This is a genomic window from Planococcus sp. APC 3900 (assembly GCF_030407735.1).
Classification (GTDB): domain Bacteria; phylum Bacillota; class Bacilli; order Bacillales_A; family Planococcaceae; genus Planococcus; species Planococcus notacanthi.
On record NZ_JASDCT010000001.1, the window covers coordinates 348,841 to 370,585 of the forward strand.

The 21,745-nt window shown below is 45.8% G+C and carries 24 protein-coding genes; 12 read left to right on the forward strand and 12 right to left on the reverse strand.

What is annotated here, in order from left to right:
• Window positions 1–143: 143 nt before the first annotated feature.
• Window positions 144–539 (reverse strand): RidA family protein, encoded by a 396-nt coding sequence (locus QMA04_RS01755; protein WP_290184023.1) that lies wholly within the window; start codon window positions 537–539, stop codon window positions 144–146.
• Between the two features lie 24 nt (window positions 540–563).
• Window positions 564–1,517 carry a carbon-nitrogen hydrolase family protein gene (locus QMA04_RS01760; protein ID WP_290183767.1) on the reverse strand — a complete coding sequence of 318 codons (954 nt, stop codon included), beginning with the start codon at window positions 1,515–1,517 and terminating at the stop codon, window positions 564–566.
• A gap of 93 nt (window positions 1,518–1,610) precedes the next feature.
• On the opposite strand from QMA04_RS01760, the gene QMA04_RS01765 reads away from it, so the two are divergent.
• Window positions 1,611–2,603, forward strand: coding sequence for a 2-hydroxyacid dehydrogenase (locus tag QMA04_RS01765; RefSeq protein ID WP_290183768.1), 993 nt, complete (start codon window positions 1,611–1,613; stop codon window positions 2,601–2,603).
• Between the two features lie 55 nt (window positions 2,604–2,658).
• Here QMA04_RS01765 and QMA04_RS01770 read toward each other — a convergent pair whose 3' ends face one another.
• Window positions 2,659–3,036: a hypothetical protein gene (locus QMA04_RS01770; RefSeq protein ID WP_290183769.1), complete on the reverse strand. Its 378-nt coding sequence runs from the start codon at window positions 3,034–3,036 to the stop codon at window positions 2,659–2,661.
• Window positions 3,037–3,237: 201 nt separating this feature from the next.
• Between QMA04_RS01770 and QMA04_RS01775 the strand changes: the two genes are divergently transcribed.
• Both QMA04_RS01775 and QMA04_RS01780 read left to right on the forward strand, forming a co-directional pair.
• On the forward strand, window positions 3,238–3,642 hold the full coding sequence (locus tag QMA04_RS01775) for a (deoxy)nucleoside triphosphate pyrophosphohydrolase (protein ID WP_290183770.1): 405 nt from the start codon (window positions 3,238–3,240) through the stop codon (window positions 3,640–3,642).
• Between the two features lie 33 nt (window positions 3,643–3,675).
• Window positions 3,676–6,570, forward strand: a complete 2,895-nt coding sequence (locus tag QMA04_RS01780; RefSeq protein WP_290183771.1) for a DEAD/DEAH box helicase — start codon at window positions 3,676–3,678, stop codon at window positions 6,568–6,570.
• A gap of 136 nt (window positions 6,571–6,706) precedes the next feature.
• Here the strand turns inward: QMA04_RS01780 and QMA04_RS01785 are convergent, their stop codons facing one another.
• Window positions 6,707–7,693, reverse strand: coding sequence for a YhdH/YhfP family quinone oxidoreductase (locus QMA04_RS01785; RefSeq protein ID WP_290184024.1), 987 nt, complete (start codon window positions 7,691–7,693; stop codon window positions 6,707–6,709).
• A 201-nt stretch (window positions 7,694–7,894) separates the two neighbouring features.
• Here QMA04_RS01785 and QMA04_RS01790 point away from each other — a divergent pair, with 201 nt between their 5' ends.
• Both QMA04_RS01790 and QMA04_RS01795 read left to right on the forward strand, forming a co-directional pair.
• Window positions 7,895–8,365, forward strand: a complete 471-nt coding sequence (locus QMA04_RS01790; RefSeq protein WP_290183772.1) for a peptide-methionine (S)-S-oxide reductase — start codon at window positions 7,895–7,897, stop codon at window positions 8,363–8,365.
• A gap of 103 nt (window positions 8,366–8,468) precedes the next feature.
• Window positions 8,469–9,185: an FAD-dependent oxidoreductase gene (locus QMA04_RS01795; RefSeq protein WP_191714780.1), complete on the forward strand. Its 717-nt coding sequence runs from the start codon at window positions 8,469–8,471 to the stop codon at window positions 9,183–9,185.
• Between the two features lie 76 nt (window positions 9,186–9,261).
• Here the strand turns inward: QMA04_RS01795 and QMA04_RS01800 are convergent, their stop codons facing one another.
• Window positions 9,262–10,488: an AI-2E family transporter gene (locus QMA04_RS01800; protein ID WP_290183773.1), complete on the reverse strand. Its 1,227-nt coding sequence runs from the start codon at window positions 10,486–10,488 to the stop codon at window positions 9,262–9,264.
• Between the two features lie 404 nt (window positions 10,489–10,892).
• Between QMA04_RS01800 and QMA04_RS01805 the strand changes: the two genes are divergently transcribed.
• The gene (locus tag QMA04_RS01805; RefSeq protein ID WP_290183774.1) at window positions 10,893–11,378 is read left to right on the forward strand and encodes a hypothetical protein; all 486 of its coding nucleotides are present in this window, start codon (window positions 10,893–10,895) and stop codon (window positions 11,376–11,378) included.
• 322 nt (window positions 11,379–11,700) lie between these two features.
• On the opposite strand, the gene QMA04_RS01810 is transcribed toward QMA04_RS01805, so the two are convergent.
• Entirely contained in the window at window positions 11,701–12,291 is a 591-nt protein-coding gene (locus QMA04_RS01810) for a TetR/AcrR family transcriptional regulator (protein ID WP_290183775.1), read from the reverse strand.
• A 145-nt stretch (window positions 12,292–12,436) separates the two neighbouring features.
• Between QMA04_RS01810 and QMA04_RS01815 the strand changes: the two genes are divergently transcribed.
• A complete protein-coding gene (locus QMA04_RS01815; protein ID WP_290183776.1) occupies window positions 12,437–13,171 on the forward strand; it encodes a glucose 1-dehydrogenase in 735 nt (244 codons plus the stop codon).
• Between the two features lie 54 nt (window positions 13,172–13,225).
• On the opposite strand, the gene QMA04_RS01820 is transcribed toward QMA04_RS01815, so the two are convergent.
• Window positions 13,226–13,834: a hypothetical protein gene (locus QMA04_RS01820; RefSeq protein WP_290183777.1), complete on the reverse strand. Its 609-nt coding sequence runs from the start codon at window positions 13,832–13,834 to the stop codon at window positions 13,226–13,228.
• Between the two features lie 235 nt (window positions 13,835–14,069).
• Between QMA04_RS01820 and QMA04_RS01825 the strand changes: the two genes are divergently transcribed.
• Together QMA04_RS01825 and QMA04_RS01830 are read left to right on the forward strand one after the other, a co-directional pair.
• Window positions 14,070–14,459, forward strand: coding sequence for a DUF4181 domain-containing protein (locus QMA04_RS01825; protein WP_290183778.1), 390 nt, complete (start codon window positions 14,070–14,072; stop codon window positions 14,457–14,459).
• Window positions 14,460–14,464: 5 nt separating this feature from the next.
• Window positions 14,465–14,857, forward strand: coding sequence for an RDD family protein (locus QMA04_RS01830; protein WP_191714787.1), 393 nt, complete (start codon window positions 14,465–14,467; stop codon window positions 14,855–14,857).
• A gap of 54 nt (window positions 14,858–14,911) precedes the next feature.
• Here the strand turns inward: QMA04_RS01830 and QMA04_RS01835 are convergent, their stop codons facing one another.
• The 3 genes from QMA04_RS01835 to QMA04_RS01845 are packed head-to-tail and all read right to left on the reverse strand — an operon-like array spanning window position 14,912 to window position 16,849.
• Window positions 14,912–15,139, reverse strand: a complete 228-nt coding sequence (locus QMA04_RS01835; RefSeq protein ID WP_290183779.1) for a hypothetical protein — start codon at window positions 15,137–15,139, stop codon at window positions 14,912–14,914.
• 49 nt (window positions 15,140–15,188) lie between these two features.
• Entirely contained in the window at window positions 15,189–16,232 is a 1,044-nt protein-coding gene (locus QMA04_RS01840; RefSeq protein WP_203340156.1) for a beta-carotene 15,15'-monooxygenase, read from the reverse strand.
• A gap of 5 nt (window positions 16,233–16,237) precedes the next feature.
• Window positions 16,238–16,849, reverse strand: a complete 612-nt coding sequence (locus QMA04_RS01845) for a hypothetical protein (RefSeq protein ID WP_290183780.1) — start codon at window positions 16,847–16,849, stop codon at window positions 16,238–16,240.
• Window positions 16,850–17,369: 520 nt separating this feature from the next.
• On the opposite strand from QMA04_RS01845, the gene QMA04_RS01850 reads away from it, so the two are divergent.
• Window positions 17,370–18,095, forward strand: coding sequence for a class I SAM-dependent methyltransferase (locus QMA04_RS01850; RefSeq protein WP_191714791.1), 726 nt, complete (start codon window positions 17,370–17,372; stop codon window positions 18,093–18,095).
• Window positions 18,096–18,204: 109 nt separating this feature from the next.
• On the opposite strand, the gene QMA04_RS01855 is transcribed toward QMA04_RS01850, so the two are convergent.
• Together QMA04_RS01855 and QMA04_RS01860 are read right to left on the reverse strand one after the other, a co-directional pair.
• Window positions 18,205–18,876 (reverse strand): HAD family hydrolase, encoded by a 672-nt coding sequence (locus tag QMA04_RS01855; protein ID WP_290183781.1) that lies wholly within the window; start codon window positions 18,874–18,876, stop codon window positions 18,205–18,207.
• Window positions 18,877–18,979: 103 nt separating this feature from the next.
• The gene (locus QMA04_RS01860; RefSeq protein WP_290183782.1) at window positions 18,980–19,918 is read right to left on the reverse strand and encodes a Gfo/Idh/MocA family protein; all 939 of its coding nucleotides are present in this window, start codon (window positions 19,916–19,918) and stop codon (window positions 18,980–18,982) included.
• Window positions 19,919–20,102: 184 nt separating this feature from the next.
• Between QMA04_RS01860 and QMA04_RS01865 the strand changes: the two genes are divergently transcribed.
• Complete coding sequence (locus QMA04_RS01865; RefSeq protein WP_290183783.1) at window positions 20,103–20,414, forward strand: PTS sugar transporter subunit IIB; 312 nt, start codon at window positions 20,103–20,105, stop codon at window positions 20,412–20,414.
• 19 nt (window positions 20,415–20,433) lie between these two features.
• Window positions 20,434–21,720 carry a PTS cellobiose transporter subunit IIC gene (gene celB / locus QMA04_RS01870; protein WP_290183784.1) on the forward strand — a complete coding sequence of 429 codons (1,287 nt, stop codon included), beginning with the start codon at window positions 20,434–20,436 and terminating at the stop codon, window positions 21,718–21,720.
• Window positions 21,721–21,745: the final 25 nt, after the last annotated feature.

The following is a 21,745-nucleotide window of genomic DNA, read 5'->3' on the forward strand; positions in this document are numbered from 1 at the left end:
AGCGAAGGAAATGAAAGTGCTTCTTTAAACAAATTGGTTCAGAAAAACTTCATTTTCGTAAACCTGGAAAAGCCCAGCTGGAGCGGTTGATCGCCGTCCCAGCTGGGCTTTTCAGGAGATTGTAGCATGAGAGACGAAAAGCCCTAAATTTTAGCCGCCCAAATCTCTATTTCAACTTTGATTTCCGGCAAGCCTAATTCCGTAAGATATCCGATCGTCATTGCAGGGTAGTCTTCGCCGAACAACTGCGACCATTCGGTATACATAAAGTCCCAATCAATCTTTTCTGTCGCCCATATGTTAACTTTAATGATATTTTCCGCGCTGAGCTGTTCTGCCTGCAAAACTTTTTTGATGTTATCGAACGTATTGGTGAGCTGCAGATTGAAGCTCTCTGGCAGTTCTCCGGTTGATCCGGTGCCGATTTGTCCGGAGGTCACATACAGCTCTGCGTTTCTGGGGATTTTAGTGATATGCGTGTAATTGCCGACGGGATCGGGCATGCCTCCGGGATTTCTTCGGGTGATCTTGTTGTCCATATCCATTAGCTCACCTTCTTCATCTTATTTATTCCATATTGAATTCGTCTGCTCCTTCTCATTCACCGTCAGCTGAAAAACATCCGGACGTGAATAATGGCCGGATACGTCAAAGTCGAACTGGCTTTCAGCGATTTGATCCAGGTCGAGTTCCGCGTATAGGATCGCTTCTTCTCCGTATACCGGTTCAACGATCAGTTCACCCAGAGGACCGGCGATGCAGCTGCCGCCGCGGGACATTTCTTCGGGCAGCTTTTTGAATTCCTCGCGGGAAGTGATTTCTTCCGGATACATGGATTTTGTCGAATACTGGTTGCAGGACAGCACGAAGCAGCGGCCTTCTGCAGCCACATGGCGAACGGTGGCTGTCCATGTGTCACGCGCATCGGCAGTGGGCATGACATAGATCTGAATCCCTTTTTCGTACATGGCGGCACGCGCCAAAGGCATATAATTTTCCCAGCAGATCAAAGCACCGAGGCGTCCGTACGGTGTATCAAAGACCGGCAACGTGCTGCCGTCTCCCTGGCCCCAGATCAAGCGTTCGGACCCCGTCGGTTTGAGTTTTCGGTGCTTGCCGAGCAGTTCGCCATCGGGTCCGAAAAACAGGGCGGTGCAATACAAAGTACCCTGGCTGCCGGCTGTATCTTTTTCGATGACGCCGATGACAACATAGGCATCTGCTTGCTTCGCCGCTTTGCCGATTGTTTCTGTTTCAGGGCCTGGTACGGTAATGGAATTATCCCAATAGCGCCGGAAATCTTTGCGGCCTTCCGGGGAGCGGCTGCCGACGACGGCACCGAATGACATGCCGCGCGGATAGGCGGGGATGAACGCTTCAGGGAAAACAATGATCTTTGCGCCTTGCGCTCCAGCTTCTTCGATTAACCGAACCGTCTTCAACACGCCTTTTTCCTTGTCCATGATTTCAGAGCCGGCTTGGACGACGGCTACTTTGAATTTCTTGTCTTTTTCCATCGATCTCATCCTTTCGTAACTTATTCCATTCTATCATTGTTATAATATTCATATAACTAAGTGAATAATTTTATTCAATGAAGGAGAATCCATATGAAACCCAAAGTTTATCTTGCACGGCCAGTCTCAAAAGAAGTGGAAGCATATATAGGCAAGCATTGTGATTACCGGAAGTGGGAAGGAAAAGGAAAGATCCCGCAGGATGTCTTGATTGAAGAGCTAAAGGACGCGGAAGGGGTGCTCGTGCAAAATGCATCCGTGACGAATGAATTGCTGGAGCAGGCGCCGAAGTTAAAAGTCATCAGCAATTCAGCGGTCGGCTACGATTCTTTTGATCTGGAAGCCATGAAGCAACACCGGGTACTCGGCACGCATACGCCATTCGTACTGGATGAAACGGTAGCAGATCTGGCTTTCAGCCTGGTGCTTGCCACAGCAAGGCGGGTACCGGAGCTGAACAATTTCGTCAAACAAGGAAAATGGGGAAAGCAAAGGGATTCCCGGCAATTCTTCGGCACCGACGTGCATCACGCGACGATGGGCATTGTCGGCATGGGCCGCATCGGGGAAAAGATTGTCAGACGGGCAAGGCTCGGCTTTGAAATGGAGGTCCTCTATAACAGCAGGACTCCGAAACCTGAACTCGAAGAGAAGTATGGCATCGCCTACAGCGATCTGGAAAACATCTTGGAAAAATCCGATTTCGTCGTGCTGATTGTGCCACTGACACCTGAAACGCATCATTTGATGGGAGAAAAACAGTTTGAAACGATGAGAGACAGCGCGATTTTGATCAATTGCGCCAGAGGGGCAGTGGTGGATGAAAAAGCCTTGATCGAAGCTTTGGAAAAAGGGGAGATTTCCGGAGCGGGACTCGACGTTTTCGAGCAGGAACCGGTCTCACCGGACAATCCGCTCCTGCAGATGGATCAGGTCGTCGTCCTCCCGCATATCGGGTCAGCGACAGAACAGACCCGTGCTGCCATGCTGATGAAAGCAGCGGAGAACTTGGTTGCGGGCGTGACAACCGGGGTTCCTGAGAATGTCGTGAAGGAATTGCAGGGGCTGTTGGAAACGGAATCTTAACTCCATATGAAAAGGCCAAAGAGCGGATCGCAGCTTCTTTGGACTTTTTATATGCTTATGTATCCTCTGCTTCTTTTTTGGAAGCCCGTACATACTCCAACCAGAAAATCCACAGCGTCACAGCAATGGCAATCCAAAGGGAAGGGCTTGTGAGCGAAATGCTGTTGCGGGATTCTCCGCCCAGCAATGTCAAGATGGCCAGCACAATCAATGGAACCACAATCATCAGAACAGGGAAGATCATCATGTAACGTTTCTTCTTTCGCTGCGGTTTAAGGGTCACGCCGCTCAGCACCACCATAAGTGCGATGACTGCGAATAGAATCCACGGAGGTATGCCGAGCGCAGCCAGTGTTCCGGGGAAATAGTCATTGACCAAAAGAGTACATAAATTAACCAATAGGATGGCAACAACAAGCCAATAGATTTTCAAACTAAAAATCCTTTCGATAAACACATATTAGATCTGCCTTTTATTAAGTGTAACAAAAAATATTGGATATTACAGGTAATTGATTGACTGGAGCAAAATACAGTTTAGTTAATAATGGAAAGAAAATGATAGAATAAAGAAAATTGAGTGTTTGATTTTCAAGAATCACTTTAAATTTTGAGAAGCAGGTGAAGAGTTGTTATGAAGAAAAATATACGTGTAGTTGGAGCAGTAATTATAGATGGTGACAAAATTTTGTGTGCGCAGCGGGGAATGGAAAAAAGCTTGCCTGGCTTGTGGGAATTTCCTGGTGGGAAAATCGAAGAAACTGAAACGCCTCAATCAGCACTGCAAAGAGAAATTCAAGAAGAAATGCATTGTCGGGTAGAGATTGGCGAACAGGTGGAACATACCGTATATGAATACGATTTTGGTATCGTCCATTTGACCACATTTTATTGCCAACTAGTTGAAGGCACACCGGTGTTAACAGAACATATAGAAATTCAATGGTTGAAGGCGGATGAACTTGAACAATTGGAATGGGCGCCAGCGGACATTCCGGCCATACAGAAACTGAAACGGACATATCAAATTCAGAAATAGGAAGAGTAGTTAAAGGAAAAGCGGGGGACGAAAATGAACTTTCTGCAGAATTTAGAAGACTCTTTATACAAAGGTTTCATCGATCAAAGAAAACCAAGTGGTGAGCGCTTTAAACCCACTTTACTGATCAACAACACCAAGACAAATGAAACCGTATTGAATTCGATTGTTGAGGAACTCGATAGCTGCCAATCATTTCTCTTTTCTGTAGCTTTCGTGACTGAAAGTGGCTTAGCGACTTTAAAAACGCATTTATCGGACCTTGAACAAAAAGGAATCAAAGGCAGAATTTTAACGTCGACTTTTTTGAATTTCAATCAACCCAAAGTATTTAAAGAACTCATGAAAATAAATAATGTGGAAGTCCGATTATCAAGCATGAAAGGATTTCATTCAAAAGGCTATATTTTTTCGCATGAGACGCATCAAACCTTGATCGTGGGAAGTTCCAATTTAACAGCGCAAGCTTTAAAGGTGAATTATGAATGGAATATTAAACTGAGTTCCCATGAAAATGGCGAATTAGTTTCTCATTTCTATCAGCAGTTCGAAGAGGTGTGGGAAAACGCGCAATCGCTGACTGAACAATGGATTACCAATTATGAGCAATCCTATGTCCCCATGGAATACAGAAAAGAATTAACCAATGTAGCCGAATTCCCGGAAGTGTATACAGAAAATCCGTTGGAAGAAGCCATTAATATCAAACCGAATAACATGCAAAAAGCTGCTTTGCAGGAAATCCAGTCAGTGCGTGAATCAGGAAAGGACAAGGGGTTGGTTATTTCAGCGACAGGCACTGGGAAAACCTATCTATCTGCTTTTGATGTGCGGAACTTTGCGCCAAAAAGAATGTTGTTTATTGTTCATAGAGAACAAATTCTTCAAAAAGCGAAGTCTGATTTCATTCGAATTCTGGGTGGAATAGAAAAAGATTTTGGGATCTTGTCGGGCAACCTTCGCCAAACAGATGCACGTTATTTATTTGCGACAATCCAAACGATTTCAAAAGAAGAAACGCTCCAGCAATTAGACCCACAAGCGTTTGATTATATTTTGATTGATGAAGTGCATAAAGCGGGAGCCAAGTCGTATCAAAAAGTCATTGAGCATTTTCAGCCAAAGTTCCTAATGGGGATGACGGCAACGCCTGAACGGAGCGATGATTTTAATATCTACGAGTTATTCGATTATAATGTGGCTTATGAAATTCGCTTACAAGAAGCACTGGAAGAAGACATGCTTTGCCCATTTCATTATTTCGGGGTAACAGATGTTGAGTATGAAGAAGGTGTGATTGACGAAGCGACGGTTTTTACGAAGTTGATCACCGAAGAACGTGTGGATCACATTTTACAGAAAATCAATTATTATGGACATTCGGGTGACAAAGTGCGAGGCCTTATGTTTTGCAGCCGAAAAGAAGAAGCGATCAAACTTTCAGGAGAACTGAATCAGCGCGGATTAAAAACCGTTGCCTTGACTGGCCAACATTCGCAGGAAGAACGCGTTTTACAAGTAGACCGGTTAGAAAATGGCGTCATCGATTATATTTTGACTGTGGATATTTTCAATGAAGGCATCGATATTCCAAGCGTCAACCAAGTGGTCATGCTGAGACAAACGCAATCGAGCATTATCTTTATCCAGCAGCTTGGACGTGGACTTCGAAAGCATGGGTCTAAAGAGTTTGTGACAATCATCGATTTTATCGGAAACTACAAAAACAATTACTTGATTCCCGTAGCGTTGTCCGGGGAACGTTCGCAGAACAAAGACAATATCCGCCGGCGAATGAAAGACACGAGTTACATCAAAGGGATTTCCACTGTGAATTTTGAAGAAATCGCGAAAAATCGGGTCTTCTCCGCGATAAAACGAAGCAATTTAAACGATATGAAAATTCTTCGCGAAGCTTATGTAGAGTTGAAAAACAGAATCGGGCATATTCCGCAGCTCCAGGATTTTATCCATCACAATTCCATCGACCCGCTGGTGATTGTTCAAAAATACACGACCTACCACCAGTTTTTATTGAAGCTTAAAGAAATTGATCCCTTGGTAAATGGCTATGAAGAACAGGTGCTGACGATGCTGTCATTGGAAATTCTGAACGGCAAACGGCTGCATGAAATCCTGTTGCTCGAACTATTGCTGGAAAACAAACAAGTCACGATGGAAGTCTATAGACAATACATAAGTTCTCATAACTGCTCTACCGATCCAGACACCTTGGCATCGGTGCAACGGGTTATGGACTTAAGCTTTTTCAATCAGGGACCTCGAAAAAAATACGGCACTAAACCACTTGTGGTCTTTGGAGCGGCGGGGATCCAACTGAATGAAGAAATTCAAGAAAGCCTTGAGCGGAATTCAAACTTTAGAGCAATGCTGGTTGATCTGGTTGTGAGCGCGAAAGAGTTAAGCAAAAGCTATGTATGCAATCAAGCTCTGACGCTTTATAAAAAGTATACGCGCAAAGATGCATGCCGTTTATTGAATTGGACAAGGGATGAAAGCTCTACAATCTATGGATATAAAACGAAGCATGGCACCTGTCCGATCTTTGTTACCTACCATAAAAATGATGAAGTAGAGTCGAGTGTGGCATATACAGAAGGCTTTGTGAGTCCAGAAATTTTCAAATGGTCGACACGGAGTAACCGTACGTTAGCGTCTGCAGAAGTAAAGACCATCATAGACGCCGCAAAAAATAACATTGACCTTCATCTATTCATCAAAAAAGACGACGATGAAGGTGGCGATTTTTATTATTTAGGACAGGCGCTTCCAGATAAAGAAAGTGTGGAGCAAGCGTTGATGAAGGATAAGAATTTAAGAGACATCCCGGTTGTTCATATGCATTTGGCTTTGGAAAATACGGTAGAAGGAAAGTTGTATCGCTATATTGCCAGTGAAGAAGGTTAAGTTAAATAGAAGACAGCGTATGTTAGCGGCAAGGTTCGAGGATTGCACAATTGGAAAGAAACGTGAAAAAGCGGAAAGGCCAACGTCAGCCTTTCCGCTTTTTGTATTTTTTAGTTAGAACCGTTATTGCCTGTACCTACAACTTAACAATCGTCCGCCCTAAATGCTGCCCATTCTTGATGGCGTCAATCGTCTCAGCCAATTCTTCAAGCGGAATTTCTTTCACCAGCGTCGTTTGGGTGATGTTCCAGTCTTTGGCCATCTTCTCCCAGATGCTGCCGCGTTTCTCGATCGGAACGCTGACCGAATCGATGCCGAGCAGGTTGACCGCTCTCAGGATAAACGGCAACACCGTAGTGTTCACGGGAAGGCCGCCTGCGTTGCCGCACATGCTCATGCTGCCGCCGTAGGAAATCTGCGGAATCAATGCAGAAGCGACGTCTCCGCCGACTGTGTCCAAGACAAAGTCGAAGCGGGTCTTGGCGAGTGGTTTCTTAGCGTCTCCCAGTTCGTTCGCAAAAATGACCGTATTTGCGCCGAGTGTTTTGGCGACGTCCACCTGATTCTCTTTCCGCACCAATGCGGAGACGTTTTTATAGCCGATTTTCGAGAGGATCTGCACAGCGATGCTGCCGACTCCTCCGGTTGAGCCTGTCACCAAGATTTCCGGGTTGTCTGCAACGTCCATTCCGTTCTTCTCAAGTGCAAGAATGGAAAGGGCCGCCGTGAAACCGGCCGTGCCGAACACCATGGCATCCTTTAAGCTTAAGTTCTCCGGCATCGGCACGATCCATTCCGCAGGGACGCGTGCATATTCTGAAAAGCCGCCGGTATGGCTCATGCCCATCGCAAAGCCGGTGACGATCACTTCCTGTCCTTCTGTGAAGCGCTCGTCTTTTGATTCGGCGACGGTACCGCTCAAATCGATTCCGGGAATCATCGGGTAATTCCGGATAACGCCTGAATTTTTCTGGACTGCCAGCATATCTTTGTAGTTGATCGACGAATAGGCGACTTTGATCAGCACATCCCCTTCAGAAAGCTGATCGGTGTTGATCTCCTCCAAGCCATAGACGACCTGGTCTTCCTGTTCCTTAACTCTGACGGCTTTGAATGAATTCACCATAATTGCCCCTTCCTGTATCTTGATTTTGCAGTGAAACTGCTGTAATACAAAATCTACCATTGTAAAGCGGACACCGTCAATTCAAAGAGACTGTACGACATTGTCTTTTCTGACTAGCACGGCATGAAAATGATAAGCTGCACACCGGAAAATGGTATATTTACATTAATTCAATTTATACAAAGAGGAGAGCCGATTATGGAAACAGTTTACTTGGCGGGCGGATGTTTATGGGGTGTCCAAGCTTTTGTGAAGACTTTGCCCGGAGTCAAATCCACAGAAGCAGGAAGAGCGAATGGAACGAGTCAGACGCTGGAAGAGGATTATGACGGATACGCGGAATGCGTCAAAACGGAATTTGATCCGTCGGTTGTCAGCATTCAGGAACTGATGGGGCACTTATTTGAAATCATCGATCCTTACAGTGTGAACAAGCAAGGGGAAGATGTTGGCGAGAAATACCGGACAGGCCTGTACAGCGAAAATCCCGTCCACTTAAAAGAAGCGCAGGCTTTTATTGATAAAAGAACTGATTCCGAGCGGATCGCTGTGGAAGTCTTGCCTCTAACCAATTACGTGAAGAGTGCAGTGGAGCATCAGGATCGGCTGGCCAGATGTCCGGATGATTATTGCCACATCCCGGAAGAAATAATGAACCGTTACAAATAAAAAATTACCCTTCTCTCAAAAAGGTGAATTTAATTGAGAACAATTATCATTCGTAGTATAGTAGATAAATACAGAGAACGATAATTGAGGGGGAAAATAAATCATGCAAATTTATTGGACAAAAATCAATAAAATCATTGAAGAAACACCTGAGGTCAGAACGTACCTGCTTGACCGACCGGAAGATTTTACTTGGCAGGAAGGTTCCCATACCCATTTTGCGCTGGAAGGCTTTAATGCGGGGGAAAAACCGAACCGCGGATTGATCCGCCACATGTCGATCTCCACGCTGCCGCATGAAAATTCAATCGGCATCACCACACGCATCAAAGAGCAATGTTCGGAGTTTAAAGCGACGTTGAGAAATCTGGAAGTCGGCCAGGAAGTGGCGATCTTTAAAACACATTCGAATGTGCCGCTGAAACGGGAAGACAAAAACGTTTACCTGCTGTCATCCGGTGTCGGCCTGGCAACGTTCAGACCATTAGTGCTTGATTATTTGGAGCGCGCTGACAATGTCAATCAAATCCATTCCCTGAATATCGATTCATCAAAACAGTTCTTGTTCACAAATGTCTTTGAATCCGCACCTGACAAGAAATTCACTTCGCAGTTTGTCGATAACCGCAAAGACTATTACGAAGAAGTGAAGAATCTTGCCGCAGACAAAGACGGATTGTTCTATATTGTCGGCAGTGATGAATTCCTTGTGCACAACATTAAAGCATTGCGTGAGCAGGGCATCCAGCCGGAACAGATTATGCTCGATAAGCGTGAACAGTCGATGGCAGAATTTCTGCCGGTTGAATTGGCAAATTAAGTACGGCTGAAGTAATTTTCAACTTTAACATCAAAAGCCTAATCCCATTTTGAAAGGGGATTAGGCTTTTTGGTTTTCATCTCAGTTTCTTCTTCAGGCTCAGCTGCTTCTTCTTTTTCTTCTCGGAAACGAGCGGCTTCGGAGCCGGATTGAAGTCATCATCGTACAGGCCGGTGTAGGTCTGGTACCAGTTGAACAAATGCACCAGGATAACCTTGGCGACAGCGTAAGCGGGAATTCCGAGAATGACACCCGGTATGCCGAAGAGATTTCCAGCCGTCAACAGGACAGCGATGATGGTGACGGGATGGATGTTCAGGTTGCTGCCGAGAATGAGCGGCTGGATAACACGGCCTTCAAGCGTCTGCTCGATAAAAAAGACAACCAGCACTTTGACGAGCATAATCGGCGGATGCAGCACTATCGCGATAATGACAATCGGGAAGAATGCGATAAAGGTCCCCAGAAAAGGAATCAGGTTCAAGGCGCCGGCTGTAATGGCGAGGATCAAGGCATATTCGAGGCCGATGATACTGAAGCCGATCCAGAACAGCAGGCCGACGAAAAAGGCGACGAGCAGCTGGCCGCGGATATACTGGCTGATCTGCAGGTTCATTTCGCGCAGCAGCAGGTAAGTATGTTCCCGCATCTTGGAAGGCACCAGCTTCATGATGTGATAAGGCAGGTGATGGCCGTCTTTCAACAGGTAAAAAAGAATGAATGGTGTCGTAATGATTGCCAGCACAGTGGTCGACAGGATGCCGAAGACACTGCCGATGCCGGTAACGGTTGTATCAACAACGTCATCTGCCTGATCGGTAATGGAAGTGGATAAGCTGTCCTCTTCTCCGGTCAGCTGCATTTGCAGTTGTGACAGGATATCGCTCTGGAAAAAGTTGTCGATTTGCGAGATGAAGCTGGTCAAATAATTTTGCCAGTTGTCGAGCAGACTCAGGGACTGTTCGCGAATGATTGGAATCAGAGTCGCAATGCCCCAGGCCAGTAATCCGAGAATCACCACAAAGACGATGGAAATGCCGCCGGCACGTGAGATGTTCTTCGTTTCCATCCAGTCGATGAGCGGATTCAGCAGGTAATACAAGACGCCCGCCATAACCAGCGGCAGCCCCATGACGTTAAAAAAAGCGATAAAAGGCTGAAAGATGAAACTGACTTTCGGAAGCAGGAATAAATTCAGCAGAATCAACAAAATAATGAACAGTACGGATACCGCCTTGTTGTTCAGGACCCATTTCACAAACCAGGAAGCTGCATGGCTCAGTGCGCTTTTGTTCTGCTCCATCACGTGCACCTCTTTCCCCATATCAAATTGCTTCAATGCCGGTCAGACCATAATTTCTTCTACCATTAAAATACCCTCATCGTTCATTTCTCACACCAGCACTTCCAAAACTATGGCATTGTGGAAATGTTTTTTCATTTAAATTTAAAAAAATCTTATCCACATGTGGATAAGATAATAAGAGTGACGAAACGGCAAAGTTATCCCCGTTTCGGAGCCGAACCATCCACATATCCAAGATCTTGTGGGATAAATCGATGACTTTTTCAGTTGTTGTCGATTTTTTTCGATGATTAGGGGATAACCTGTTGAATCCATCCGATCGATTTGGCTCCTTTTCAATAATCTTTTGGAACTTCCACCTGGCATGCCCGTAGAATAGACACAGGCTTTGGAGGTGCGATATGGAAATATTAATTATTTGGCTGGCCATTATTTTTGGTTTTGGATTTTTAAGGATGTTCTTGAGAAAGCGGTTTGGCATCGCTGAGGAAGAGCGGGCGGGCATAAATGTAAGAAGATTTGAACGCTGGAACGGCTGGGTGATGCTGGCGGGAATTATTGTGTTGTTTTCGATGTTCCCGGACTCGCTGGAAGTGTTTTTCTCTTGGCTATTGATTATTTTCTTGATAGTGAATGGGGTACAGGTCTTTCTGGAATGGAAATACTTGAAAGGATCCCGGAAATGTCAGGCATCGCTTATCTATTTTGCCATCACTGCAGTGGCTGTCGGTTTCATTCATAAGCGGTGTATTCTGTCTTCAAAGCCTGAACTGGGTCAAAACGACCAGCGGCAATCGGAAATTCAGAGAGTTTACTGGAATCAGCTATCCATCGTTCGCTTCCAAATTGTTAACTGGCAGGAAGATATCTCATCGAGGCATTTTTAAAGACCGTCATTATGAAATTCCGGAGGCATTTTAGCTCGTGGACAGTAGTATGCCGAGTTTGGACTGTATTTCATGAGTTTGGACAGTATTTTTCGTATTTGGACTGTATTTCATCCAACTTGGACAGTAAGCTCTATTAATAGAATAAAATAATTCTTTTTTTCAAATAGAATCCAAAAAGACATTGGCCTACGAAAGCAGCTCGCATCTGCAAGCTGCTTTTCAAGGGAAAACGCATACAAAGAAAAAACCACTGAAGAAAAATCAATCCTTTTTCTCCAGTGGTTTTATTTTTGGGGACTTGCGGGACCGCTTTTTTTTGTCATTTTCCATCTTCAACCACAACAGCGCCATCATACATTTTGCCATGAAGCGTCGCCAGTTTTCCGGCCATGGCTTCGGGAGACTCCTTGAAATCTTCTTTGATCCAATAAAGGAAAAAGCCGAGGCTTCCATATGTCATGAAATAATTGAGCGTGGGAATTTCGATATCACTGTCTTCCTCCAGTCGCAGCTCGGTTGCGGCCACTTGAGCGAGGCTTTCGCAAAATTGATTCTGCGATCCCGGCAGCACTTCACCTGTAATAATCAATCGGAAGATGAACTGATGCTGATGGATGTATTCAAAGATAGGCAGGTGACGCTGTACGTCCGTTGAGGAAAAGCGTTCCATGCCTTGAAAACTTTTGCGGAAATAGCTGACCAGTCCATCCAGGTGTTCTTCAACGACAGCCGCCAATAGTTCATTTAAATCTTTGTAATGAGAGTAAAAGGTAACGCGGTTGCAATCTGCCTGTTTGGTGACTTCCGTGATGGTCAACTGTGGCAGGGATTTTTCTTTCAAGAGATCAACTAATGCGGTTTTCAGTTTTTTTTGTGTCCGCAAGATGCGGCGATCTTCGGTGCCTTTCATCGCGATATCCTCCTGTATGTCCGAAATATGGACAAGCTTGTGAATTAAGTATGACATGAATCCTTTTCGATGGACAAACAGAATGGTTTTCTGTTAATTTACATATGTAGTTTATTTATGGGCAGAATTTTAGGAGGAACAGAAAATGGCACGTTTAGCAGGTAAAGTGGCAATCATTACAGGGGCAGCTCAAGGCATGGGAGCATCACACGCGAAAAAATTCATCGATGAAGGCGCGAAGGTCGTTTTGACGGATTTGAATGAAGAAAAAGGGCAGGCGCTGGCTTCAGAACTTGGAGAACATGCTGCATTCGTCAAACACAATGTAACCAATGCAGAAGATTGGGCAAATGTAGTAGCGCAGGCTGAAGAGAAGTTCGGTCCGGTCAACGTACTGGTCAACAATGCGGGCATTACGATGGCAAAATCGATCTTGCAGACGACGGAAGAAGAATACCGCCGCATCGTTGACATCAATCAAGTTTCGGTATTTTTGGGCATGAAGACAGTCATCCCATCCATGCAAAAAGCAGGTGGCGGATCAATCGTCAACATTTCTTCCATGAATGGCTTGGTGGCTGGGGCAATCGGCTATACGGATACGAAATTTGCGGTCCGCGGCATGACAAAAGCAGCAGCAATGGAGTGCGCCAACTACGGCATCCGGGTAAATTCCGTCCATCCAGGCGTCATCGCCACACCGATGGTTGTTCAGGAAGATACTAAAGCGGCAGTCGAGGAATTCTCCAAACATATCCCTATGAAGCGTGTTGCACAATCGGAGGAAGTTTCCAATATGGTCTTGTTCCTGGCGTCTGATGAAGCCAGCTATTCTACGGGTTCAGAGTTCGTGGTAGACGGCGGAATGACAGCTCAATAAGCATTGCAAAAAGGCCATTACGCAATTTCCAGCGTAATGGCCTTTTTAGTGCTTTTAAAGAGTCTGGTGTTTCTTGTTAACAAACAACACCAGCACCGGTCCGATAATCGGAATCCAGGCGAGCGCTTTGAATTTGGCTTGTGGATAAAAGCGATAGGTCGTATAAACGGATAATCCCCATAGCACAAACCAGTCGACGGTCATGACAGATACGAGGCCAGATGCGAAAAAAGCTTCGCGGTAGGCGGCGAATGAAAAACCCTGCAGCAGCGTCAGCCCATTGACGGCCCACGACAGCATCAGAAGGATCAGCCAAAAGCGCGAACCGAGAAAACGCACGAGCCAGTGAGGCGTCCGCAGTTTTCTGCCAGCCTTCCGGTCGCCGAAAGCAAAATAGAGCAGCAGTGAGAAAGCTCCGACAACGAAAGACAGAAGCGCGAACGGCCAGGCCGGCCATTTCTGCCGATCATTCAACAGCAGCAACGTCAGAAACACCATCGGAAACAGACCGAGCGAATTGAAGACGGCGAGCACCAACGGATCGATTGCTCCAAGATTGCCGCTGAATATGTTCGACAGGATGGGGTCGGTCTCGCCGCCCGGTGCCAGAAAAACGGCGTAGCCAACCAACAGCAGCCACACGATAAAAAAGATCACAGTCATTCCCCCTCTTTCAACTTATTCCATTACCTCATGGGTTCCCTGAAGGATCCACCGGCAAACCGTCAGCTGACTGCTTGAAAAACCATAAAACTTATTAACGCGAACGTAATCAAGCTTTTGATTTTACTGGTCTTCCATATAGAGGCCGTTGAAAGATTCTGCTTAATTTCCAATGTTGACTAAAGAAGGGGAATAAGTCCAAAATGGAGAGGTAAACTATTCTGGAGGTTGTTCCATGCACTCAGTCACAATCATCGGATTCATTGTAATTTTTGTGGCTTATTTCCTTTTTATCGGAATCTACCTCAGAAAACGTCGCGGCATCAAAAGCTTGGGAGGAAGCATTTTCCTGAAGGACAGAAACCTTTTGGGGATTGTACTTGAGGCAGCGCTTTTTGTCGGCTTTGTTTGTGCCTTGATCGCTATCAACATGAAAGATGACGGTGCCGGGATTTCTTTAACTGCCCGTCTCAGCCCTTTTGCGGCGTTGTTTTTCCTGCAGACCTTATTTCGGGGAATCGGGGAATGGCGTGCGCACCGGGAAGAACAACGCTATTGGTATGAATGGTCAGCATCTTTGACCGTCCTGTCAGCGTTTACTTTATTACTCATTTTGGAAGGATGAATTAGATGAATGAATTGATGAAAAAACGCACGAAGGCACTCCTGATCGACACAGCCATTTCCACAGCCGTATCGTTTGCTGTTGAACCTTTATTAAAAAGAAAAACGAAAAGCAGCTTTGTGTACACGGTAGTGTCCCCAACCGTGATTTTCTGGGGCTTGGAATATGCGCAAATGCGGCTGAAAGGCCAGACCATCGGACATAGAATGATGGGGATCGAAGTTCAAAACGAAGCGGGCGGCGAACCGACGCCTGAACAAATTTTGGAGCGCATGGTACACCGCGACACAGTCAGCCCGTTCATCTATTTGAAAGACCGCGCCCAGTACGATGCGTACGAAGGCGACAGATTCCCACACGATCTGTATTCGTACACAGTCGTTAAAGAAGTCGAATGAAAACAGCCCTCCTTGAGATAAGGAGGGCTGTTCTTATGTAAGGCAGTGAGGGGTCTAGACAAGGCTAAAAGCCAAAAACAGCCCCATGATAAGGACCGCGCTGAGTATCGCGATCCCGTTTCCCACATTCTTTTTCACGTTGAGTTCTTCGTAACCCAGAACAGTAAACAACAGGACCATTATTCCAAAGGCATAGATCATCAAATCGAAGTTCTGAGAGACAAGAATAACTGTGAAAGAGGTCAGCGAGACGATTTGCAGAAACACTTTGAGTATCCCCAATCCGATTTCATCCACCTCCTTTTAATGATTATCCTAAATTTTTTCGTTTTCAGTGGTAGGTAGCTGCCGCGCCGTTCTCTTTAAACAATTCTTTAAGTTCGCTTGGCGAATCGGATTTGATTGCAACGAAATTATATTCTTTTTCAATTCCCATAAACAAAACGACTTTTTGCGGTGTCTTCATTTTCAAAATAAAATCCGGATAGACTTTTTCGAAATCCCGTACGGCAAAGTCGATGGTGTCTTTGGAAAGCTTTTGTTCAAGGATCGATGCGTCCTCAATGATAGATTCCACGTTCGAATAATCGATTTGTGCCCGTTTCATTAAACCAAGTGACAAATAGACTGCGTCTTTATCGGAATGAATCGGGTTCAATCGCAGAGCCTGGATATCGGCTAAGAAGAAAATGACCGAGTAAATATTCAGCAGCAACAAAATAATCGAGAGGATCGGTGCTTTGTCATGGAGCCAATAATGAATGCCGATCGTTTCGATGACGATGGCGTGGATCATCATAATCTGTAAGGCGATATAGCTCGATTTCTTGTACAGGGTGATTCCGGAGCGCGGTGCCTTTTTCCAGCTCGCGAATGCGTAATAAAACATCAGCGATTCGGAACAGACCACTTGAATAATGGGATGGGTGCGCACGTATCGATCAACGGCCTGTGAAAATGAAAATACAACCGGAAGCGGGCTTTTCTTGACATCAGCTGTAATTTTAGGCATATACCGGACAAAAGCCACAATCAGCAACAGTTCCAGGAGAACAAGGCTGCCTTCTGCCAGAATCCCGATCCAGGTGATGGTTTCAAATGGTTCCAGCAATGAAGAAGGGATAAGGAATCGGAGCAGCACACAACCGAGTGCAGAAAGCGCAATCGTTGTTTTTAAGGTGAATTTATTGAGGTAAAGCATTGTGAAAAGAGGCGCCAGGATAACGAGGTCCAACAGGGAACCCAGCACAACATATTGGGTTTCTTCAGGCATGATCGTAAGCCCGAAGGAAGTCTGGTACAACAAGAAATTACCGGTGAAAATACCAACAAGCATCAAAAACCAAATGGGTTTTGCTTTCTCTATCCAAGTCATTTTATTCACTCCTTGTCTGTAGTAACATCTTCATTTGCATGAAATTCTTCTATCGTATAATCATTTTGAATTTCCTCAATTACCATTTCATTTTCATCCAGAAAGTAGAAGGAAGACTGAAGGGTGTCCTTTTCCAGCTCTTGAGGGAAGTCCCAGAGAATAAGATCTTCAAAAGTAGATTCGGAAAAATAATCTGCCAAAGAGTGGACTGGATAGGGAGCTTCATATTCCAACGGCCATGAATTTGTTAAATGTTCTACCTCTTCACTTTTCAGGAGACCGTAAGCATGCTCCCACTTCCCAGGTGCGTTTAGAAAAGCGATATTTTGGTCAAGGTCCACATCAAAGACATTCAGATTAGTAGGCGAAATTTCAAAGTCTGTGTAAAGGGTGGTGATCAAGAAGCCGCGTTCGGGAATCATGAGCGCAAGGGAAAGTTCGCCGTTTTTATCAATCAGGACAACATGACTCTCATCCACCATCGGTATAAGCGTCGCATCTGTTGATTGCTGCAGTTCCTCGAATGCGCCTTCCGGAGTGGTATGGTATCCGGTTGCGAGCCAGATAACGACTAAAATTAGGGCAATACCGGTGATCCACAGAAGAGTCTTTTTCATTTTCCAGCTCCTTTTTTTGTATCATCAAATCAATTTCCGGTTAAATTCATTATAGTTTAAAAGTCCTAATCAAACTATAAAAATTGAACTGAAGAAATAGCATTTTATAGACTACTTTGAATCTGAGAAAAATTCTAAAGATATGGAGCAAAACAGCGAAGAAGAGCGTACTGCTCCTGCATCGCTTCGCTGCTTCGTCGCAAAGACGTAGCCTCGCAAGCTTCGGCTACTGTCTTTCCTGCGGCTTAGCGAGACGACCGATACACCGCAGAGAGCGCAGCGGACGAGGAGGATTGGGCGCGAGCCCTTGGCGGCTGACGTCGCGACGTCCTGTCGCGCCAGCTGCATGACCCACATCCTGTGGGCCCGAAAGCGTAGCTGTTTTGCGGAATATCAGCTACTCCAAGTCATTAGTTCAACTTATATAGTCGCTATTTTCTTTTAAATATATAAATCACTTTCTGCGAAACTTCCGCCCATCCGCTATATAATAAAAGAAAAATCGGAAGGGTGAGTCCGCATGAAGCTGTACAAGGAACTGGCAACATGGTGGCCGTTATTGTCTCCGCATACGGAATACGAGGAAGAAGCCCATCTTTTTCTGAAAATCATCCGACAGTATCATCCTGCAGTCAAAGAAGCGTTGGAATTTGGTTCGGGAGGAGGCAGCAATGCCTTTTACCTGAAAAAGTATTTTTCGATGACGTTGACGGACTTGTCGCCGGACATCCTGGAAGTCAGCCGCGAGCTCAATCCGGATTGTCCGCATATGCAAGGGGACATGCGAACAATCGAGGTTGGCCGCCAGTTTGATTTGGTGTTCATTCACGATGCGATTACGTATTTTACGGATAAGGCCGATTTGCTGGCCATCATGAAAAACGCCAAGAAGCATCTGAAACCGGATGGCCTGTTGTTCATCATGCCGGACGAGTACACGGAAACGTTTGAACCCCGGACGGATCATGGAGGAGTCGACAAGGGTGGACGGGGCATGCGGTATTTGGAATGGACCTATGACAGCGACCCCGAAGATCATATGCTGGAAACGGAATATGCATACGTTATGCGGGACAGGGACGGAAAAGTGACCCATGAGCATGACAGCATGAAAGGCGGCTTGTTTTCCATGCCGGAATGGGAAGAGCTGCTGAGGGAAGCGGGGTTCCAGGCTCATTTCGAACGGGTTGTGTTTTCGGACGATCCCCGTTCCTTTTTCGGAATTGCTGCGACACAACCCCATTAAAAGAGTGGAGAGTGTATCAGACTGTTCGAATTGCTTGGGTGCGAAGAAGAAATTTTGATGAAAATAGAAAAAGAGGGTTCTGGCATCTAGCCAGAACCCTCTTTTCACTTTAACGATTTATTTTCACTGAAGCCACATACTCAAGAAGCTCCGTCAAAGGCATATCCGCCATCGAATCCAGCCGGTGCTCGACTTCACAGAAATCCATCGTACTGGTGATTTTGTTTGGTACGATGACGCATCCCATGCCAGCCCGTTTGGCGGCCGTCGCGCCGTGAGCCGAGTCCTCGAAAACCAGGCAGTTTTCCGGAGCCAGTTCCAAACATTGCGCCGCTTGGATATACAATGCGGGATCAGGCTTCACTTTTTCCACATGGTCCGAAGTCCGGATGCACTGGAAGTAGTCGTACAATCCAAGGTTCTTCAAATGGCCCGAAACCCAGCGGTAGCTCGAACTGGAAGCCAAACCGATTTTCAATTCCATCTCTTGTGCCATCCGCAGGTAATCTTCCACGCCGTCGCGGGCTTTCTCCTGCGCCAATGTCGAAAGGAATTTTTCTTCGTACTGTTTCTCAAGCAGGGCGTGCTCGACCTGTTTCCCGGTTTGTTCCTCCATGTAATGGAAAGGGGAAAAGCCGCTGTCGGTGCCGACTTCGTTTTGCCACAACGCCAGCGGCAACTCACTGCCGTGTTCGCTGAACATTTCCTGAAGAATATGGTATTGATGCGTTTCTGTATCAAAAATCAAACCGTCAAAATCGAATATGATTCCTTTTATCATAAGATAGGCACTTCCTTTGCTGTTCAATTGGATAAGTTGAGCAATCAAGTTGATTTTACATACTGATTCTATCGTTTCGGGCACGTTTCCTTGGACTAATCGTTCACACCAGCAGTTCCATTACTTCCCGTGAAATGGCATGGGTGTTAATGGATGATTCCAACAGTCCGTTTTTCACACAGTTGATGAACTCCGCCAACTCGTAATACATCGTATCGAATTCATGTGCTACAGACAAATTCTCTGTCCGGCCGTCTCTGTAGTTGATGGTGATGTTTTTCGGGTCACTGATCCGGTCAATTTGAATCGTACCGTTCTCGCCCTGTATTTCACTTGGTAAAAACGAATCCGAAATCTTCGAGTACATAATGATGGCTTCCATGCCATTGTAGTTCAAGATCATACTGCCTTGTCCATCGGCACCTGTCGACAGAAGGTAATCATTTTTCCATGCCGACTCCGGTGCTCCCGCTAAATGAACAACCGGCGCGATGCCGTAGACACCAAGGTCCATTTTGGCGCCGTTTCCGAGTTCCGGTTTAAAGGCATTTTCAATGATGCCGTTCTTGTAATTGTCGTAGCGTGATGAGTATTGATTGTAATGGAAGACGAAACGGCGGATCGGTCCGATCTTGTCCAAGTTCTTTTTCAAATTCAGGAAAGAAGGGGTCACCGTTGATTTCATCGCTTCCATAAAGGTTGTGTTGTGCAGACGGGAAGCTTCGATGACGCGGTCCATTTCCTCAACGGACGTGACCGCCGGCTTTTCACATAGGACGTGGATGCCGTGTTCCATAGCCAAAATGCTTTGCTCGGCATGGAAGGCGTTGGGGGATGCGATATAAACAGCATCGATGTCACCGCTGCCGAACAGCGCTGTTAAATCCGTGTAAACTTTCTCCACGCCGTATTTTTCCGCAAATGCGCTGCCGGTCTCTGTCGAACGGGAATAAACTGCGCCGATTGTAAATTCAGGATGCTGATTGGCCGCTTTAATAAAGCGGTCGGTAATCCAATTCGTTCCGATAATGCCAAATCTCATTGTGACTCCTCCTAGTGACTGTTGTATGCTTATCTTCTATTCTAACGCAGATTTCCAAAAAATGAGTGGTTACTCTTTTCCTCCATGAAGCGGAAAAATAATGAGTAGAGTTGTAAGCGGTTTCAATCTAAACTGAGTTTATAGTCGAATATTTCAGAAAACTAAAGGGAGAGGGGTTATACAAATGAAGAATATTTTATTGGCGTGTTCAGCAGGAATGTCCACCAGTCTATTGGTTACCAAAATGGAGGAAGCGGCGAAAACAAAAGGACTTGATGTGACCATTTGGGCGGTTTCACAGGACAAAGCAACGAAAGACATGGAAAAGGCGGACGTTCTGCTGATCGGTCCGCAAATGAGATTTCTGAAAAAGAAATTCGCAAAAGTGGCGGAAGAAGTCGGTATCCCGTTAGAAGTTATTGACTCAATGGCTTATGGCAGACTGGACGGCGAATCCGTATTGAATAGAGCAATGGAATTAATCGAAACCTATTAACAGGAGCGGAGGAAAGAAAATGGAAAACAATAAATTCATGCAGTTTCTGGAAAGCTTCTTGCTGCCATTGGCGGATGCACTGAACAACAATCGTTACCTGACGGCTTTGCGTGATGGCTTCATGGTTGCTTTGCCTTTAATTATTTTTGGTTCCATCTTTGTGGTTATCGCCAACCTGCCATTCCTGGATCGTGTCATAAGTCCGGAAGCTTATACAGCCTATCAAAATGTGTTGGGTCCGGCATCTGCTGCAACGCTCAGTATCATGGGGATGTTCGTCATCATTGGCATCGGCTACAAGCTGACTGCCCATTACGGCCAAGACGCCATCTATGGCGGAGTTGTCGCCCTGGCGGCTTTCCTGATTTTGACACCGCAGATTTTGGAAGATGTACCAGGCGTGATTCCAACTTCAGCTCTTGGCGCACAAGGGATGTTCCTTGGGATTTTCACAGCATTTCTTTCGGCAGAGCTTAACCGCTTTTTCATCGAGCGTGGCTGGACCATCAAGATGCCGGCCGGTGTACCTGCAGCGGTATCGAAATCATTCAGTGCCTTGATCCCGATCACGTTAACCTTATCGGTTTTTCTGCTCATCCGGGTACTGTTCAGCTTCACTTCATTTGAAACGATGCAAAACTTCATTTTCACGATTATCCAACAGCCGTTGACGATTCTCGGAAGCGGTTTGCCGGCGACGATTATCATCGTCCTGTTGACACAGGTTTTCTGGTTTTTCGGTTTGCACGGGCAAATCATCATCAACTCGGTATTCGATCCGATCTGGTTTACACTCAATGACCAGAACCTGGTGGCTTTCCAAGCCGGAGAAGTACTGCCGAACATTGTGACCAAACAATTCATCGATTCATTCCTCGTCGGAATGGGTGGAACGGGAATGACGCTTGCTGTCATCGTGTTGATTTTTGCCATCGGAAAAAGCCGGCAGCTCAAAGAGTTGGGGAAACTCGGAGCACCAGCAGGCGTTTTCAATGTCAATGAACCGATTATCTTCGGATTGCCGATCATCATGAATCCGCTGATCATCATCCCATGGATGTTGGCACCCGTTGCAGTAACAGTCATCACTTATTATTCGATGGCGACAGGGTTGGTTCCAAAACCTGCAGGCATTATCGTGCCATGGACGACACCTCCTATCCTCAACGGCTTCCTGGCAACAGGAAATGCGTGGCAGGGCGGGGTGCTTCAGGCAGTTAACATGCTTGTCGTCATGGTGATCTGGTGGCCGTTCCTGCGGATTCTGGACAAAAATTATTATGATACTGAACGGGAAGAAGCTTGATCATTTTCCTGAAAACTACTAGTAG

Excerpts from the sequence above, each read along its gene's own strand:
- QMA04_RS01860 (WP_290183782.1), bottom strand. The coding sequence starts at position 19,918 with ATGAGATTTGGCATTATCGGAACGAATTGGATTACCGACCGCTTTATT.
- QMA04_RS01805 (WP_290183774.1), top strand. The coding sequence starts at position 10,893 with ATGGAAATATTAATTATTTGGCTGGCCATTATTTTTGGTTTTGGATTT.
- QMA04_RS01825 (WP_290183778.1), top strand. The coding sequence starts at position 14,070 with ATGCACTCAGTCACAATCATCGGATTCATTGTAATTTTTGTGGCTTAT.
- QMA04_RS01865 (WP_290183783.1), top strand. The coding sequence starts at position 20,103 with ATGAAGAATATTTTATTGGCGTGTTCAGCAGGAATGTCCACCAGTCTA.
- QMA04_RS01780 (WP_290183771.1), top strand. The coding sequence starts at position 3,676 with ATGAACTTTCTGCAGAATTTAGAAGACTCTTTATACAAAGGTTTCATC.
- QMA04_RS01790 (WP_290183772.1), top strand. The coding sequence starts at position 7,895 with ATGGAAACAGTTTACTTGGCGGGCGGATGTTTATGGGGTGTCCAAGCT.
- QMA04_RS01775 (WP_290183770.1), top strand. The coding sequence starts at position 3,238 with ATGAAGAAAAATATACGTGTAGTTGGAGCAGTAATTATAGATGGTGAC.
- QMA04_RS01830 (WP_191714787.1), top strand. The coding sequence starts at position 14,465 with ATGAATGAATTGATGAAAAAACGCACGAAGGCACTCCTGATCGACACA.
- QMA04_RS01845 (WP_290183780.1), bottom strand. The coding sequence starts at position 16,849 with ATGAAAAAGACTCTTCTGTGGATCACCGGTATTGCCCTAATTTTAGTC.
- QMA04_RS01755 (WP_290184023.1), bottom strand. The coding sequence starts at position 539 with ATGGACAACAAGATCACCCGAAGAAATCCCGGAGGCATGCCCGATCCC.
- celB (WP_290183784.1), top strand. The coding sequence starts at position 20,434 with ATGGAAAACAATAAATTCATGCAGTTTCTGGAAAGCTTCTTGCTGCCA.
- QMA04_RS01815 (WP_290183776.1), top strand. The coding sequence starts at position 12,437 with ATGGCACGTTTAGCAGGTAAAGTGGCAATCATTACAGGGGCAGCTCAA.
- QMA04_RS01795 (WP_191714780.1), top strand. The coding sequence starts at position 8,469 with ATGCAAATTTATTGGACAAAAATCAATAAAATCATTGAAGAAACACCT.
- QMA04_RS01800 (WP_290183773.1), bottom strand. The coding sequence starts at position 10,488 with ATGGAGCAGAACAAAAGCGCACTGAGCCATGCAGCTTCCTGGTTTGTG.
- QMA04_RS01855 (WP_290183781.1), bottom strand. The coding sequence starts at position 18,876 with ATGATAAAAGGAATCATATTCGATTTTGACGGTTTGATTTTTGATACA.
- QMA04_RS01840 (WP_203340156.1), bottom strand. The coding sequence starts at position 16,232 with ATGACTTGGATAGAGAAAGCAAAACCCATTTGGTTTTTGATGCTTGTT.
- QMA04_RS01760 (WP_290183767.1), bottom strand. The coding sequence starts at position 1,517 with ATGGAAAAAGACAAGAAATTCAAAGTAGCCGTCGTCCAAGCCGGCTCT.
- QMA04_RS01850 (WP_191714791.1), top strand. The coding sequence starts at position 17,370 with ATGAAGCTGTACAAGGAACTGGCAACATGGTGGCCGTTATTGTCTCCG.
- QMA04_RS01765 (WP_290183768.1), top strand. The coding sequence starts at position 1,611 with ATGAAACCCAAAGTTTATCTTGCACGGCCAGTCTCAAAAGAAGTGGAA.
- QMA04_RS01810 (WP_290183775.1), bottom strand. The coding sequence starts at position 12,291 with ATGAAAGGCACCGAAGATCGCCGCATCTTGCGGACACAAAAAAAACTG.
- QMA04_RS01820 (WP_290183777.1), bottom strand. The coding sequence starts at position 13,834 with ATGACTGTGATCTTTTTTATCGTGTGGCTGCTGTTGGTTGGCTACGCC.